At 67.9% G+C, this 15,024-nt stretch carries 16 protein-coding genes; all 16 read left to right on the forward strand.

Going from position 1 to position 15,024, the window contains the following annotated elements:
• Positions 1-13 precede the first annotated feature (13 nt).
• The 16 genes from gspE to EDF74_RS00120 all read left to right on the forward strand — a co-directional run bounded on the left by gspE (position 14) and on the right by EDF74_RS00120 (position 14,959).
• A complete protein-coding gene (gene gspE / locus EDF74_RS00045; protein ID WP_123728308.1) occupies positions 14-1,741 on the forward strand; it encodes a type II secretion system ATPase GspE in 1,728 nt (575 codons plus the stop codon).
• Between the two features lie 37 nt (positions 1,742-1,778).
• On the forward strand, positions 1,779-2,999 hold the full coding sequence (gene xpsF, locus EDF74_RS00050; protein WP_123729660.1) for a type II secretion system protein XpsF: 1,221 nt from the start codon (positions 1,779-1,781) through the stop codon (positions 2,997-2,999).
• 48 nt (positions 3,000-3,047) lie between these two features.
• Complete coding sequence (gene gspG, locus EDF74_RS00055; protein WP_123728309.1) at positions 3,048-3,479, forward strand: type II secretion system major pseudopilin GspG; 432 nt, start codon at positions 3,048-3,050, stop codon at positions 3,477-3,479.
• 48 nt (positions 3,480-3,527) lie between these two features.
• Positions 3,528-3,989 carry a type II secretion system protein XpsH gene (xpsH, locus tag EDF74_RS00060; RefSeq protein WP_428999127.1) on the forward strand — a complete coding sequence of 154 codons (462 nt, stop codon included), beginning with the start codon at positions 3,528-3,530 and terminating at the stop codon, positions 3,987-3,989.
• Complete coding sequence (gene xpsI, locus EDF74_RS00065; RefSeq protein WP_123728310.1) at positions 3,986-4,402, forward strand: type II secretion system protein XpsI; 417 nt, start codon at positions 3,986-3,988, stop codon at positions 4,400-4,402. The genes xpsH and xpsI overlap by 4 nt, the downstream gene beginning before the upstream one ends.
• The gene (locus EDF74_RS00070; protein ID WP_123728311.1) at positions 4,399-5,037 is read left to right on the forward strand and encodes a type II secretion system protein J; all 639 of its coding nucleotides are present in this window, start codon (positions 4,399-4,401) and stop codon (positions 5,035-5,037) included. Before xpsI ends, EDF74_RS00070 begins: the two co-directional genes overlap by 4 nt.
• Positions 5,034-5,897 (forward strand): general secretion pathway protein GspK, encoded by an 864-nt coding sequence (locus tag EDF74_RS00075; RefSeq protein WP_123728312.1) that lies wholly within the window; start codon positions 5,034-5,036, stop codon positions 5,895-5,897. Before EDF74_RS00070 ends, EDF74_RS00075 begins: the two co-directional genes overlap by 4 nt.
• The gene (locus EDF74_RS00080) at positions 5,894-7,042 is read left to right on the forward strand and encodes a PilN domain-containing protein (protein ID WP_123728313.1); all 1,149 of its coding nucleotides are present in this window, start codon (positions 5,894-5,896) and stop codon (positions 7,040-7,042) included. The genes EDF74_RS00075 and EDF74_RS00080 overlap by 4 nt, the downstream gene beginning before the upstream one ends.
• Positions 7,017-7,760, forward strand: a complete 744-nt coding sequence (gene gspM, locus EDF74_RS00085; protein ID WP_123728314.1) for a type II secretion system protein GspM — start codon at positions 7,017-7,019, stop codon at positions 7,758-7,760. The genes EDF74_RS00080 and gspM overlap by 26 nt, the downstream gene beginning before the upstream one ends.
• Positions 7,750-8,553, forward strand: coding sequence for a general secretion pathway protein GspN (locus tag EDF74_RS00090; RefSeq protein WP_123728315.1), 804 nt, complete (start codon positions 7,750-7,752; stop codon positions 8,551-8,553). Before gspM ends, EDF74_RS00090 begins: the two co-directional genes overlap by 11 nt.
• Positions 8,554-8,562: 9 nt before the next feature.
• Positions 8,563-10,764, forward strand: coding sequence for a type II secretion system secretin GspD (gene gspD, locus EDF74_RS00095; protein ID WP_123728316.1), 2,202 nt, complete (start codon positions 8,563-8,565; stop codon positions 10,762-10,764).
• Between the two features lie 115 nt (positions 10,765-10,879).
• Positions 10,880-11,746 carry a glycosyltransferase family 2 protein gene (locus EDF74_RS00100; protein WP_123728317.1) on the forward strand — a complete coding sequence of 289 codons (867 nt, stop codon included), beginning with the start codon at positions 10,880-10,882 and terminating at the stop codon, positions 11,744-11,746.
• Positions 11,743-12,579 (forward strand): glycosyltransferase family 2 protein, encoded by an 837-nt coding sequence (locus EDF74_RS00105; RefSeq protein WP_123728318.1) that lies wholly within the window; start codon positions 11,743-11,745, stop codon positions 12,577-12,579. Before EDF74_RS00100 ends, EDF74_RS00105 begins: the two co-directional genes overlap by 4 nt.
• A 109-nt stretch (positions 12,580-12,688) precedes the next feature.
• On the forward strand, positions 12,689-13,867 hold the full coding sequence (gene pncB, locus EDF74_RS00110) for a nicotinate phosphoribosyltransferase (RefSeq protein ID WP_121042648.1): 1,179 nt from the start codon (positions 12,689-12,691) through the stop codon (positions 13,865-13,867).
• 232 nt (positions 13,868-14,099) lie between these two features.
• A complete protein-coding gene (gene bcsD / locus EDF74_RS00115; RefSeq protein ID WP_123728319.1) occupies positions 14,100-14,558 on the forward strand; it encodes a cellulose biosynthesis protein BcsD in 459 nt (152 codons plus the stop codon).
• Between the two features lie 26 nt (positions 14,559-14,584).
• Positions 14,585-14,959, forward strand: coding sequence for a hypothetical protein (locus tag EDF74_RS00120; RefSeq protein ID WP_123728320.1), 375 nt, complete (start codon positions 14,585-14,587; stop codon positions 14,957-14,959).
• The last annotated feature ends 65 nt before the right edge of the window (positions 14,960-15,024 follow it).

The raw sequence follows: 15,024 nt of genomic DNA on the forward strand, positions 1-15,024 counted from the left end.
CAGGAGAACATTCTTGAACGCGGTTGCCCCGGATCCCACTGCAGAATCCACCGCAGAATCCCGCATCGTCGGGGTATTGCTGGAGAAAGGTCGGCTCAAGGACAGCGACCTGGTGCGCGCGCGTCCGCTGCACCGTGAATCCGGCGGCAGTCTGCTCGGTCTGCTGGTGCGGCTGGGGTTGGTCTCCGAGCGCGACCAGGCACAGACCTGTGCCGAGGTGCTCGACCTGCCGTTGCTTGATGCCAAGGCCGTGCCGGAAGCGCCGCCTGAAGCGTTGCTCGATGGTCTGCCGTTGACGCTGCGCTTCCTCAAACAATTCCATGTCTGTCCGTTGGCGCTGCAGGACGGCGTGCTGGATCTGTGGCTGTCCGATCCGCAGGACCCGTACGCGGCCGACGCGGTGCGGCTGGCGATGGGCCTGCCGGTGCGCTTGAACGTCGGCCTGCGCTCGGAGATCGATGATCTGATCGAGCGCTGGTTCGGCCAGGGCCGCAGCGCGATGGGCGCGATCATTGAAACCGCCGACGGGGAAGGTGCCGCCGTTGACGACATCGAGCACCTGCGCGATCTGGCCTCCGAAGCGCCCGTGATCCGGCTGGTCAATCTCATCATCCAGCGGGCGGTGGAACTGCGCGCGTCGGACATCCATATCGAGCCGTTCGAGAATCGCCTGAAAGTGCGTTACCGCGTGGACGGTGTACTGATCGAAGGCGAAAGCCCGCCGGTCAATCTTACGGCCGCGGTGATCAGCCGCATCAAGATCATGGCGCGGCTCAACATCGCCGAACGCCGCCTGCCGCAGGACGGCCGCATCATGCTGCGCGTGCAGGGCAAGGAACTGGACCTGCGCGTGAGCACGGTGCCCACCGCGCATGGCGAAAGCGTGGTGATGCGTCTGCTCGACCGCGACACCGTCGTGTTCGATTTCCACCGGCTGGGCTTTACCGATGCGTTCCTGCCGCAGTTCCGCAAGGTGCTCGAGCAGCCGCACGGCATCCTGCTGGTGACCGGCCCGACCGGTTCGGGCAAGACCACTACGCTGTACACCGCACTGAGCCAGCTCAATACCGCTGACGTCAAGATCATCACCGTCGAAGATCCGGTCGAGTACCAGATCGAAGGCATCAACCAGATCCAGGCCAAGCCGCAGATCGGACTGGATTTCGCCAATGCGCTGCGCAGCATCGTGCGCCAGGATCCGGACATCATCATGATCGGCGAAATGCGTGATCTGGAAACCGCGCGCATCGCGATCCAGTCCGCGCTCACCGGCCACCTGGTGCTCTCCACGCTGCACACCAACAACGCCGCCGGTGGCATTACCCGCCTGCTGGACATGGGCGTGGAAGATTATCTGCTGACCTCCACGATCAACGGCATCCTCGCCCAGCGCCTGGTGCGCCGGCTGGAGCCGCAGCATGCGCAGCGTTATTCCGCCTCGCCGGAAGAGATCGACAAGTTCGGTCTGCGCCGGCTGCAGCCGGAGGGCGAGATCTTCCTGTACCGCGCACAGCCCTCGGCGATCGCGCCCACCGGCTACCTCGGCCGGACCACCATCGTCGAGTTCCTGGTGATGAACGATGCGCTGCGCAGTGCGGTGATGCGTCGTGCCGGCATGGGCGAGATCGAACAGATCGCGCGCGCGGCCGGCATGCGCACCATGTATGAGGATGGCCTGTCCAAAGCGCTGCAGGGCCACACCACGCTGGAAGAAGTGCTGCGCGTGACGGAGGAATCCTGATGCGTGCATGCTGCCGGCACACGGTGAGCGGCTGAGCATGGCCCAGTACCGCTACAAGGCGCTCAATGCCCATGGCGAACTGTTCGATGGCCAGATGGATGCGGCCAGCGAAGCCGAGGTGGTCGCACGCCTGCAGGACCAGGGCCACATGCCGATGGAAGCGCGACTGGCCAGCGAGGGCGTGGCCGGTGCCTCGTCCTGGGCGGCGCTGCTGCGCCGGAAGCCGTTCGATGGCGGTGGGCTGGTGCAGTTCACCCAGCAGCTGGCCACGCTGCTCGGTGCCGGGCAGCCACTGGACCGTGCGCTGAGCATCCTGCTGGAACTCCCCGAAGACGAGCGCACGCGCCGGGTGGTCACCGACATCCGCGACATCGTGCGTGGCGGCGCGCCCCTTTCCACCGCGCTGGAACGCCAGCACGGGCTGTTCTCGCGGCTGTACATCAACATGGTGCGCGCCGGTGAAGCCGGTGGCAGCCTGCACGACACCCTGCAGCGGCTGTCGGATTACCTGGAGCGCAGCGCAGAGTTGAAAGGCCGCGTCATCAACGCGCTGATCTACCCGGCGATACTGCTGGCGGTGGTCGGCGGGGCGCTGCTGTTCCTGCTGGGCTACGTGGTGCCGCAGTTCGCGCTGATGTACGAAAGCCTGGATGTCGCGCTGCCGTGGTTCACCCAGTGGGTGCTGACCGCCGGCCTGATCGTGCGCGAGGGCTGGATCATCATGATCGTGGTGCCGGCCGTGATCGCGCTGGTGGTGGAGCGGCGGCTGCGGCAACCGGCCACACGCCTGGCGATGGATGGCTGGCTGCTGCAGCGCAACGGCATCGGCCCGCTGCTGGCCAAGCTGGAAACCGCGCGCCTGGCCCGCACCCTGGGCACGTTGCTGCGCAACGGCGTGCCGCTGCTGTCCGGCCTGGGCATCGCGCGCAACGTGCTCAGCAACCGCGCGCTGGCCGCCGATGTGGATGCAGCCAGTGACGAGGTCAAGAACGGCAACGGTCTGTCTGCATCGTTGGCGCGCGGCAAGCGTTTCCCGCGCCTGGCGCTGCAGATGATCCAGGTCGGCGAGGAATCCGGTGCGCTGGATACGATGCTGCTCAAGACCGCCGATACGTTCGAACAGGAAAGCGCGCGCGCGATCGACCGGTTGCTGTCGGCACTGGTGCCGGTGATCACCCTCGTACTTGCCTCGGTGGTCGGCCTGGTAATCGTGGCCGTGCTGGTACCGCTGTACGACCTGACCAATGCCATCGGCTGACCGGCCGCTGGTGGATACCCCAACGATTCGATGCAAGGAGCCTGCCATATGCAACGCCGTCGCCTGACCCGCTTTTCTTCCGCGCGCCACCAGTCCGGCATGAGCCTGTTGGAAATCATCATCGTGATCGTGTTGATCGGTGCGGTGCTGACCCTGGTCGGCAGCCGCGTGCTCGGCGGTGCCGATCGTGGCAAGGCCAACATCGCCAAGGCGCAGGTGCAGACCATGGCCGGCAAGATCGACAACTACCAGCTCGATACCGGCAAGCTGCCGGCCAAGCTGGATGATCTGGTGACCCAGCCCGGCGGCAGCGCGGGCTGGCTCGGCCCGTACGCCAAGCCGGCCGACCTCAATGATCCCTGGGGCCATGCGTTGGAGTACCGCGTGCCGGGCGAAAGCCAGCCATACGACCTGATCAGCCTGGGCAAGGATGGCAAGGTCGGTGGCAGCAGTTACGACGCGGACATCCGGTACGAGTAATCGGCATTGGGAGCGCTGTGGACCGTGCCGAGCAGACCGCCGCATCGCGTGCCCACGGGCACCCATGCACGCGGTCTGTCGTTGCTGGAGATGCTGCTGGTGGTTGCCCTGATCGCCATCATCGGCGTGGTGACCGCCACCGCGATGAACGGTGGCATCGATGGCATGCGCCTGCGCAACGTCGGCAAAGAGATCGCCACGCAGCTGCGCTACACGCGCACGCAGGCCATTGCTACCGGGCAGACGCAGCGCTTCGTGATCGACCCGCGTGCGCGGACGTGGCAGGCCGCCAATGGTCGCCACGGGCAGATTCCCGCCGCGCTTGACGTCCAGTTCCGCGGTGCGAGCCAGCTCAGCACTGCGCCGGGGCAGGGCAGCATCGCCTTCTTCGCCGACGGCGCGGCCAGTGGCGGCAGCATTGACCTGAGCACGCGCGGTGCGGTGTGGGAGATCCACGTCGGCTGGATCACCGGTGAAGTCCGTGCAGGGCCGCGCCGGGAGGGCCGATGAGGCGTCAGCGTGGCTATTCGCTGCTGGAGGTGATCATCGCGTTCGCGCTGCTGGCGTTGGCGTTGACGCTGCTGCTGGGCAGTCTGTCCGGTGCCGCGCGTCAGGTCGGCCAGGCCGACGTGCGCAGCCGGGCCACGCTGTATGCGCAGTCGCTGCTGGCCAGCACGGGTGTGGAGAACCCGCTTCAGGAAGGCAGCACGCAGGGCGAGTGGGAGCAGGGCAGGTACCGCTGGCAACTCCAGGTAGAACCGTACGCGGAGCCGCGCACGACCACCGCACCGGTGACCACCGATGTTGGCGGCCCGATCCTGGCGCAGATCACGCTGCAGGTGCGCTGGGGCGAAGGCAACGGCGAGCAGTTGCGATGGCGCAGCCTGCGCCTGTTGCCGCCGGTAGCGGGCGCACCGCGATGACGCTGCGCGCACGCCGTGCCCGCGGCTTCACCCTGATCGAGATCCTGCTGGCGACCGCGCTGCTGGTCGGCGGCCTGGCGCTGGCCTTCGCCACCGTGCGCTCGGCGATGGCGATCAGCCAGCGCGGCGAGCGCATGGCGGCACAGAACGAGCGGATGCGCGCCGTCGAAGGCTTCCTGCGCCGGCGCCTGTCGACCGCGCTGGTCATCGCGACCTCGCCCCCGGACCCCACCCGCGACCCGGTCTACTTCATTGGCGAACCGCAGCGGATGCTGTTTGTCTCGGATCTGCCCGGCTATCTCGGCCGGGGCGGGCCGTATGCGCATGAGCTGCAGGTCCGTCGTGCGGGTGGGCAGGAACAGCTGGAGGTAGGGCTGACCCTGCTGCAGAACGGTGAGGCGATCGAAGAGGACCCGCCGCGGCCGCCGGAAATGCTGGCCGATCAGCTGCGCGACGTGCGCTTCCGTTATCGCGGTACCGATCCGCGCACCGGCCAGCTGACCGAATGGCTGGACCGCTGGGAGGACACCCGCCGCCTGCCGTTGCTGGTCTCGATCGAGATCGTCCCGCTGCAAGGACCGGCGTGGCCGCCGATGATCGCGGCGCTGCCACCGCCACGCGGAGATCGCCCATGAAACCGGCGCGCGGTGCCGCGCTGGTGCTGGTGCTGTGGTTGATCGCACTGCTCACCGCCGTGATCGGTGCATTTGCACTGAGTGCACGCGTCGAGCACATGCAGCAGCGGGTCATCGGCGACGATGCCATCGGTCAGGAATACGCGCGCGCGGGGCTGGAATATGCCCTGCACCGTCTGCAGCCGCGCGCCAGCCAGCCGGCATGGGTGGCCGATGGCCGCCGCTACCGGTGGACCTTCGACGATCGCCGGATCGACCTGGCGGTCCTGGATGAGAACGGCAAAGTGAATCTGAATCTGGCCGATGCCAGCCTGCTGACGGCTTTCCTGCGTGCGATGGGGGAAGACCCGGGGCATGCCCAGCAATTGGCCGGCGCCATCGTCGACTGGCGTGATGCCGACAGCCTCAAACACCCCGGTGGCGGCGCCGAGACGCCGGATTACCTCGCCGCCGGCCTGCCATATGGTGCACGCAACGCGCGCTTCGAAACCGTGGGCGAACTGCAGCGCGTGCTGGGCATGGAGGCGGACCTGTATGCGCGGATCGAGCCGATGCTGACCCTGTACAGCCGCCAGGCGCGGCCCGATCCACGCTTTGCGGCCGGCCCGGTGTTGACCGCGCTGGGGCTGGATGCAGAACGCCTGCTGGCCGAGCGCGAGCGTGCGGCGGCCGCCGATGACGCCGGATTGCCCGTCACACCGCTTGCAGGTGGCAGCGGCACCTATAGTATCGAGAGTCGCGCCACGGACGAACGCGGCCGGATATCGGTACTGCGCGCCGTGGTGAGAATGGGTTCGGCAGGCGCGCCGGGCACGGCATACACAGTACTTCGCTGGGAACAGGGAATGGCAGCAAGATGACGGCATGGCGTGACAGTCTGGTGCGGGCCCGCGGGCGGTTGTCGCCCAGCGTGGGCGGCAGCCTGCGCTGGTGGCGGCAGTCGTTGCTGGCCTGGCTGCCGGTCCGATGGCAATGGGCGATGGGGTGGTCGCGCTCGCGGCTGCTGCTGAAGCGCGACAGTGAGGTGCTGCACGTTCAGCGCCAGACCGGTGAACAGATCGAGGTGATCGCCGAACTGCCCTGGCCGGTATCGCCCGCCACCTTGGACAGCGTGCTGGACGCGCGCCTGCGCAGTCTGCCGCGGCATTGGTTGCTGCCTGCCGGCAGCGTGTTGCGGCGGCCGCTGCGGCTGCCCGCAGCGGCCGCGGAGCGGCTGCGCGATGTGGTCGGTTTTGAGATCGATCGGCAAACCCCCTTCGATGCCAGCCAGGTCAGCTATGACGTGCGTGATCTGGGCGCGTTGCCGGATGGCCAGCTGCAGGTGGAACTGGTGGTGATCCCGCGTGTCCAGCTGGAGCAGTGGGCGCAGCAGGCCGGGCCATGGGCGCAGGCCGTGGCCGGTGTGGATGCCGTCGACGCCGATGGCCAGCCGCTGGACGTCAACCTGCTGCCCGTCGCACAGCGGCAGCCGTATCGCGATCCGATGGCCCGCTGGAACGGGCTCCTGGCCGTGGGCGCGATCGTGGTGCTTGCGCTGGCTGGCCATCAGCTGCTTGAAAACCGCCAGGCGGCCGCGGACGGACTGCGCGAGCAGGTCGATGCCGCCGCGCGTGATGCACGCCGGGTCGCTGCCGAGCGGCAACAGCTTCAGAGCCTGGTGGAAGGCGCCGCATTCCTGGAGGGCAAGCGTGCCGAGCATGCCAGCACGGTGGAGATCTGGAACGAACTCACCCGCCTGTTGCCCGATGGCACGTATCTGGAAAAAATGTCGATCGAAGGCAGCACGCTGCAGCTGATCGGGCTCAGCCGTGAAGCCTCGCAACTGGTCCCGCTGCTGCAGGACTCGCCGCTGTGGCGCAAGGTCAACCTGACCGGCGTGCTGCAGGCCGATGGGGCGACCAGCGGCCGCGACCGTTTCACGCTGACGGCCGAGCTGCAGCCGCTGCCGGGCGCGACGCCGCCTGCGAAGGAGGTTGCCGATGGCAGCACAGCCGACGCGCCGTGATCGCTGGCTGGCACTGGGTCTGCTGCTGGCGGTGATCGCCGTGGCCTACCTGCTGCTGGTGCATCCGTGGTTGACCCGCCCGCTGCTGGCGATCAACGCCGACATCGCCGCCGTGCAGGAACGCCAGCAGCGCGTAGAGGCGCAATTGGCGCAGCGCGGCCAGATCGCCACCCAACTGCGAGACGTGCAGACAGCACTCGACGGCCGACCGGGCTTCCTGCGCGAGGCCACCGCCGAATCTGCCGCCGCGGCGCTGTCCAGCCGCCTGCAGGATGCCGTGGCGTCGGCCAGCCCGGGCAACCGCAGCTGCACGATCAGCAACCGCACCCCGCTGCCCGATGCCAGCCGCGAACCAGCGTTCCCGCGCGTGGCCCTGCAGGTGCGGCTGCGCTGCGGTGTGCCGGAGATGGCCGCGGTGCTGCACACGCTGGAGACCGGCACGCCGCGCTTGTTCGTGGACAACCTCAATCTGCTGGCGCAGCGCTTCCAGCAATCGCCGAGTGAAACCGGCACCGGCCTGGACGTGTCGTTCGAACTGGTCGGCTATCTGCGTCCGGGTGCCGCGCTGGAGCCCGGTGCGACGGTGCCACCCCCTCTTCCGCTGCCGGCGGGACAGGACGCTGGGCAGAACGCCGATCCAGGTGAGGCCGCGCCTATCGATGCAGCGGAACCCGCGCCGGCACCGGACGCGGCCGAGGAGGTCGAGCATGAAGCTTGAAGCAGCCGGCCTGCGCACCTGGTGGCTGGGGGGCATCGCGCTGTGGGCGCTGGCGATATGGATCGCTACGCTGTTCGGGCTGGGCAGCCGCATCGCGCCGGCCACCGATGGCGATATCGGCTCTGCGCCGTTGCCCAGCCTGGCGCCTGCCGCGCCGGAGCGCATGGCCTCGGCCAGTACCTACGCACAGATTGGTGCACGGCCGCTGTTCGCCGAAGACCGCCAACCGCGTCCGTATCTGCTCGGCGGCACCGAACAGGGCACCGCCAGCAGCGTATCGCTGACCGGCGTGCTGCTCACGTCTGAGTTCGCCATGGCGATCCTGACCACCGACCAGCGCCAGTCGCTGCGGCTGCGCTTGAACGGTGATGCGGTGAACGGCTGGCAGCTGCTCGCGCTGGAACCGCGCCGCGCCACCGTCAGTGGCCCAGGCGGGACGCAGACGCTGGAACTGCAGGTGTTCAACGGGCAGGGCGGCGAACCGCCCACCGTGTTGGGCACCACGCAGCTCACGACGGTTCCGCCTGCCGGCGCTGGTGCGCGGCCGAACAACGGCGTGGTGGCACCGATGCCAGCACCGCCGCCGCCGCCGACCGCAACGCCTGCGCCGCTGTCCGGCACGGCGTCGAACGCGGCAGGCCCCGCCCAGAATTCGCAAGGCCCCAGCGAAGACCAGATGAAGGCGATCCGTGAACGCATCCAGGCGCGCCGCCAGCAATTGCAGCAACAACAGCAACAGCAGCAACAGCAGTCGCAGCAACCGCCCGCGGGCGGCTCCGGCCACAACCCTTAGAGTGACAGCATGACCCTGCGCCTTTTCCCCGTGTCTTTCCTTGTCGCCCTGCTGGTGGGCTGCACCACCGTGCCCGCGCCGGAGGTGCGCCGCGATGCGGTCCTCGACAGCCACCAGGTGGTCGCCGGTGACGGCTCCCACGCAGGCGTCGATGCCGAGCCACTGGGAACCAGCGGTGCACCGCAGGCGGTGATCCGCCGCGGCACCGGCACGATGATCAACCGCAGTGCCGCCGCCGCGCCGCAGCCGTCGCTGGGCAATGCCTCCACCGGCAATGCGACCTTCAACTTCGAAGGCGAATCGGTGCACGCCGTGGTCAAGGCGATCCTCGGCGACTTCCTGGGCCAGAACTACGTGATCGCACCGGGCGTGCAGGGCACCGTAACCCTGGCCACGCCCAAGCCGGTGTCCTCGGCGCAGGCCTTGAACCTGCTGGAAATGGTGCTGGGCTGGAACAACGCGCGCATGGTCTACAGCGCAGGCCGCTACAACATCGTGGCAGCCGATCAGGCGCTGGCTGGCACCGTGTCCCCCAGCACCGCCTCGCCGGCCAATGCGCGTGGCTTCGAAGTGCGCGTGGTGCCGCTGCAGTACATCTCCGCCACCGAGATGAAGAAAGTGCTGGAGCCGTACGCGCGCCCGAACGCGATCGTCAACGTCGACAACGGCCGCAACGTGATCACCCTCGGCGGTACCCGCAGCGAACTGGAGAACTACCTGCGCACTGTCGAGATCTTTGACGTGGACTGGCTCTCGGGCATGTCCGTGGGCGTGTTCCCGATCCAGTCCGGCAAGGCCGAGCAGGTGGCCGCCGATCTGGAGAAGGTGTTCGGCGAGGAGAGCAAGACCCCCAGTGCCGGCATGTTCCGCTTCCTGCCGCTGGAGAATGCCAACGCGGTACTGGTGATCACCCCGCAGGCGCGTTACCTCGACCAGATCCAGCAGTGGCTGGACCGCATCGATACCGCCGGTGGCAACGCGCGGCTGTTCTCCTACGAGCTGCGCTACGTCAAGGCCAAGGACCTGGCCGAGCGCCTGGCCGAGGCCTTCGCCAACGAGAATGGCCGCAGCGGTCGTGGCAGCAGTTCGCTGGCGCCGGGCGCGTCGCCGATGGACCTCGGCAGCCGCGATGGCAACAGCAACAGCAACAACAATTTCTCCAACACGGGCAGCAGCAACGGCAGCAGCCGCGGCGGGTTGGGCGATGGCACGATGAACCTGCCGCAGCGCCAGTCCGGCAACGCCAGCTTCAGCCTGGAAGTGCAGGGCGATACGGTCGGCGTGTCGGCGGTGGAAGAAACCAACACCTTGCTGGTGCGCTCCACCCCACAGGCTTGGCGCTCCATCCGCGAAGTGATCGAAAAGCTCGACGTGATGCCGATGCAGGTCCACATCGAAGCGCAGGTGGCCGAGGTCGCGCTGACCGGCGATCTCAGCTATGGCGTGAACTGGTTCTTCGAGCAGGCCGTGGCCACCGGCAAGACCGAGAGCGGGATCGACCTGCCCAGCGCGCTTGGCCGTTCTATCTGGGGCAGTATTTCCGGCACCGTCGGCGATGGTGGCGTGGGCTGGACCTTCCTCGGCAAGAATGCCGCCGCGGTGGTCAGCGCGCTGGACAAGGTCAGCAACCTGCGCCTGCTGCAGACCCCCTCGCTGTTCGTGCGCAACAACGCCGAAGCCACCCTCAACGTGGGCACCCAGATTCCGATCAACTCGGTGTCGGTCAATACCGGCGTGGGCGGCGACAACACCTACAGCCAGGTCCAGTACCTGGATACCGGCGTGATCCTCAAAGTGCGCCCGCGGATCACCCGCGATGGCGTGGTGTTCCTGGACATCGTGCAGGAGGTCAGCTCGGCCGGCGCGATCCCCAGCGGCTGCGACCCGACCCGCACCACCTGCAACCCGCCGATCAATACCCGCAAGATATCCACCGAAGCGGCGGTGCAGAGCGGTGACACCATCATGCTCGCCGGCCTGATCACCAATTCCGATGACGATGGCGCCAATGGCGTGCCTGGCTTGAGCCGGATCCCTGTCATCGGCGCGCTGTTTGGCAGCAAGACAAAGAAATCCGGGCGCTCCGAAGTGATCGTGCTGCTGACCCCGACCATCGTGCGCAACGCGCAGGAGTCGCGCAACCTGACCGACGAATACAGCAGCCGCTTCCGTGCGATGGAGCCGTTCCCCGAGCCCAAGGCCAAGCGCTGAGCGATGCCAAGCCCCTGCTGTCATCGCAGGGGCCGATCTTGTTACGCTGGCCGCGCCCAGGGGAGCCCGCGATGAGACAGCGACACGGCGAAGACGGCAGCACGCAGAGGTCCGCATGAGCACGGTCATCCTGCTGCCGATCGGGGTCGACGATGCCGCGCTGGACCGCTGCCTGGCCGCGCTCGATGCCGGCACCGCTGCGGGCACCGCGATCTGGCTGGCCGACGATGGCCAGGCCGGCCCGCGCGCCCAGGCCGTGATCGAACATTGGCTTGCACAGACGCCGCTGCAGGCCGAGTACACCCGCCGTGCCCGCGCGATCGGCGAAGTCGCCCATCTGGATGAAATGCTCGCGGCATGTACCGGCGCCGACGTGGTGGTGCTCGCCCCGGATGCGATCCCGGCACCGGGCTGGTTGCAGCAGCTGGAGGCGTGCCTGGCCCGCGATGCCTCGATCGGCTCGGCCACGCCGTGGTGCAACGCCGGTGAGACGGCCGCCTGGCCGCGCCTGGGCGAGATCAATCCGCTGCCCGACGACCTTGATCTGGCCCCGCTGGCCCAGGCCTGTGCGGTGATGCCGCCATTGCATCCCGAACTGCCGTCTGCGGTGACCCACGCGGTGCTGTTGCGTGGCAATGCCCGACGCAAGGCCGGTGGGCTGGACATGCACAGCTACGCGTCGTGGAATGCGGCGCTGATCGACCTCAGCCTGCGCATGGCCGGGCTCGGTTGGCGCAACGCACTGTGCGAGACCGCCTTCGTCGCCCGCGTGGCCGAAGGCGTGACCGGCGAGGGTGACATGGAGGCGTTGGCGACGCGCTGGCCGGCCTGGCCGCCGCGACTGGCCGGCTTTCTGATGGCCGATCCACTGCAGCAGGCGCGCCACGATCTGCAGCAGCACCACCGGCAGGCGATAATGCCCAGGGCGCAGGGCGATCTGTTCGCGCCCCCTGTCATTGCCGCCCCGGAGTCCCCCGTTTGAGCCCTGCCATCGCCGCCATCATCGTCAGCTACCAGAGCGCCAGCACGCTGGACGCCTGCCTGCTGCGCCTGCGCGAGGCGCGCGACATCGCCGAAATCCGCGTGGTCGACAACGACTCCACCGACGGCACCCTTGAGATCGTGCAGCGCCATGCCAGCGCCGATCCGCGGGTCCGCTTCATCGCCAACCCGGACAATCCGGGCTTTGCCGCGGCCAACAACCAGGGCGTGGCCGACAGCCACGCACCCTGGCTGGCCTTCATCAACCCCGACCTGATGGTCGGCCCCGAGACCCTGGCCCAACTGCGCGAACGCGCGCTGCCGCTGGGCGATTGTCTGCTGGGGGTCGAGCAGGTGGACGAAGACGGTCGCCCTGACGCCGCGGTGCGCCGCCGTGATCCGGAGTTCGCCGCGATGTTGCGCAACCCCGGGCAGGGCGGAAAACTGGCCATCCCGGTCGACCGCAGCCAGCCGCTGCAGGTGGTGCCGGCCCTGTCCGGCGCATTGCTGTTGATGCCGCGCGCCCTGTTCGACCGGATCGGTGGGTGGGATGCGGGCTACCGCCTGCACGCCGAGGATCTGGACCTGTGCCGGCGCGCACGCGAGGCCGGCGCGGTGATCGCCATCGCCAACGACCTGCAGGTCACCCATGTACGCGGTGTCTCCAGCCGCTCACGGCCGTTCTTCGTGGAGTGGCACAAGCACCGCGGGCTGTGGCGGTACTTCCGCAAATTCGAGGCGCCGCAACGTGCCTTTCCGGTGCGCTGCGCCGTGTGGGGCGCGATCTGGGCGCATGCGCTGGCGCAGGTCCCGCGGCTGTTGCGTCGCCGGTAGTCCCGCCCCGTCAATCCCCCATCAGGGGAGAGCGCTGGCGTGAACGCTGCCCGCCGCGGTAGCGGCCGACCGTTGGTCGGTGCCTGATGGCGGGCGCATAATCCCCGGCATGATCATCCAGTCCCTGCTCGACACCGACCTGTACAAGTTCACCATGATGCAGGCGGTGCTGCATCAGTACCCCGGCGCGCAGGTGCAGTACCGGTTCAAGTGCCGGACCCCGGGCATCGACCTGGCGCAGTTCATCGACCAGATCAACGCCGAGATCGACCACCTGTGCAGCCTGCGCTTCAGCGCCGAAGAGCTGGATTACGTGCGTGGCCTGCGCTTCGTCAAACCGGATTTCGCCGATTTCCTCGGTCTGTTCCACCTGGACCGCAAGTACATCGCGCTGCGCCCCTCGACCACCGTGCCCGGTGAGATCGATCTGGACATCACCGGGCCGTGGCTGCACACCATCCTGTTCGAAGTCCCGCTGCTGGCGATCATCAACGAGGTCTGGTTCCGCAACACCACCGACTCGGATTTCAGCGAGGGCGAGCGCCGCCTGCAGGCCAAGACCGCGCTGCTGCGCGATACCCCCGGCTTCGAACTGTGCCGGATCGCCGATTACGGCAGCCGCCGCCGTTACTCGCGCGAGTGGCACGGGCGGATGCTGCCGATGCTGCGCGATGCGCTCGGTGCGCAGTTCGTGGGCACCAGCAACGTGCACTTCGCCCGGCTGTACGGCATGACCCCGCACGGCACGATGGCCCATGAGTACCTGCAGGCGTTCCAGGCACTCGGCCCGCGCCTGCGTGACTCGCAGGTGGCCGCGCTGGAATCCTGGGCGCGCGAGTACCGCGGCGACCTCGGGATCGCGCTGTCGGACGTGGTCGGTCTGGAGGCCTTCCTGCGCGACTTCGACATGTACTTCTGCAAACTGTTCGACGGCGTCCGCCACGATTCCGGGGATCCCTTCACCTGGGGCGATCGCATGCTGGCGCACTTCGAAAGCCGTCGGGTGGATCCACGCAGCAAGGTGCTGGTCTTCAGCGACGGGCTCAACATCGAAAAGGTGATGCAGCTGTTCGATTACTTCCGCGGCCGCTGCCAGGTGGCCTTCGGAGTCGGCACGCACCTGACCAATGACCTGGGCCCGACCCCGCTCAACATCGTCATCAAGATGGTCCGCTGCAACGGCCAGCCGGTCGCCAAGCTGAGTGATTCACCCGGCAAGAGCATGTGCGACGACCCGGGCTATCTGGCGTATCTGCGCCAGGTCTTCGAGCTGCCCGCCGAGGGTTGAGCAGTGCACCGGCGCGGCAATGGCTGCCGCCGGACACCCGTCAACCCCGATTCCGTTCAGCCCGGCCGGGGCAGGTGACGCTGCGCGTCAGGAAGCGACGCGGCGCGCTCGCTATGCAGGAAAGCCAGATGTGCCACAATAATATGAGGCGCAGTTCACACTTTTGACCGACATCGATGCCGGTAATTGCCCGTACGCCGCCTCCGCATCGTGGTTCGTCTAGGCTTCCCGGATGAATGCATCAGCACCACTCGATTACTACCGTACCCACGCCTGCTCTCGCCAGTGGCGCGGCTTCCTGCTGGCGCTCTGCGAAGAGTTCGACAGTGCGTTGCCCGATGCCGAGCTGGCGCGCTTGATGGCGCGGATCGGTGAACGCTTCGGCCGTGCCCATGCACTGCCGGCGGCAGCGACCCTGGAGGAACTGCAGGACGCCGCCAACGCGGTGTGGTCCTCTGCCGAGTGGGGCCAGGTGGCGTTCGAGGAATTGCCGGAACAGGTTCACATTCACCATGCCGCCTCGCCGTTGTCGGCGGTACTCGGCGGCCGCGTCGGGTGGGATACTGGTTTTCTGGAAGGTGTCTACCGGCAATGGTTCCGCGCCGCCGGGATGGTGTCGGTACTGGATGTCCGGCACCTGCAAAGCGACAACCCGGATGTAGCGACATACACGCTGTCGCGTGTGTTCTGAATCTCTCTCCCCCCTTTGATGGTGCCATGAGCAAGCTTCTGCAACATGCCGATACAGAGAGCCACGACGATGACGTGGCCGGCCTCTTCAACCGCTTGGGCGGCCGCGATGACACGCGTGCCTACCAGGATTTCTCCCACAGCCGGGCACGCGCCAGCACACCGGCCCGACCGCGCGATGAGGCGCCGCCGCCGCTTCCGGCCGCGAGCCTGACCCCGGTCGTGAGCGCCGCGCCGGTCAGTGCCGCGGCGATCGCACCGGTCCAGGCCGCTTCGGTGGAGACACCGGCACCGGCTACGCCGGCACGGAGCACACCGCTGGAACAGCTGTTCCAGCGCCTGGCCGGTGCGCGTAGCGCGACGCCGGAGCACAGTCCGCTGAGCCGGCTGCGCGGGGCGTGAAACGTAGTCGGTGATCGATCGCCGCGCCCTCCGGGGTGGGGCGGGAGTGCCGGCTGATGCAAGGG

The organism is Stenotrophomonas rhizophila (genome assembly GCF_003751305.1).
GTDB lineage: Bacteria > Pseudomonadota > Gammaproteobacteria > Xanthomonadales > Xanthomonadaceae > Stenotrophomonas > Stenotrophomonas rhizophila_B.

Coding starts and splice junctions, on each gene's coding strand:
- EDF74_RS00090 (WP_123728315.1), top strand. CDS start 7,750: ATGAAGCTTGAAGCAGCCGGCCTGCGCACCTGGTGGCTGGGGGGCATC.
- EDF74_RS00120 (WP_123728320.1), top strand. CDS start 14,585: ATGAGCAAGCTTCTGCAACATGCCGATACAGAGAGCCACGACGATGAC.
- EDF74_RS00080 (WP_123728313.1), top strand. CDS start 5,894: ATGACGGCATGGCGTGACAGTCTGGTGCGGGCCCGCGGGCGGTTGTCG.
- gspM (WP_123728314.1), top strand. CDS start 7,017: ATGGCAGCACAGCCGACGCGCCGTGATCGCTGGCTGGCACTGGGTCTG.
- gspG (WP_123728309.1), top strand. CDS start 3,048: ATGCAACGCCGTCGCCTGACCCGCTTTTCTTCCGCGCGCCACCAGTCC.
- xpsI (WP_123728310.1), top strand. CDS start 3,986: ATGAGGCGTCAGCGTGGCTATTCGCTGCTGGAGGTGATCATCGCGTTC.
- EDF74_RS00075 (WP_123728312.1), top strand. CDS start 5,034: ATGAAACCGGCGCGCGGTGCCGCGCTGGTGCTGGTGCTGTGGTTGATC.
- EDF74_RS00100 (WP_123728317.1), top strand. CDS start 10,880: ATGAGCACGGTCATCCTGCTGCCGATCGGGGTCGACGATGCCGCGCTG.
- gspD (WP_123728316.1), top strand. CDS start 8,563: ATGACCCTGCGCCTTTTCCCCGTGTCTTTCCTTGTCGCCCTGCTGGTG.
- xpsF (WP_123729660.1), top strand. CDS start 1,779: ATGGCCCAGTACCGCTACAAGGCGCTCAATGCCCATGGCGAACTGTTC.
- pncB (WP_121042648.1), top strand. CDS start 12,689: ATGATCATCCAGTCCCTGCTCGACACCGACCTGTACAAGTTCACCATG.
- bcsD (WP_123728319.1), top strand. CDS start 14,100: ATGAATGCATCAGCACCACTCGATTACTACCGTACCCACGCCTGCTCT.
- EDF74_RS00070 (WP_123728311.1), top strand. CDS start 4,399: ATGACGCTGCGCGCACGCCGTGCCCGCGGCTTCACCCTGATCGAGATC.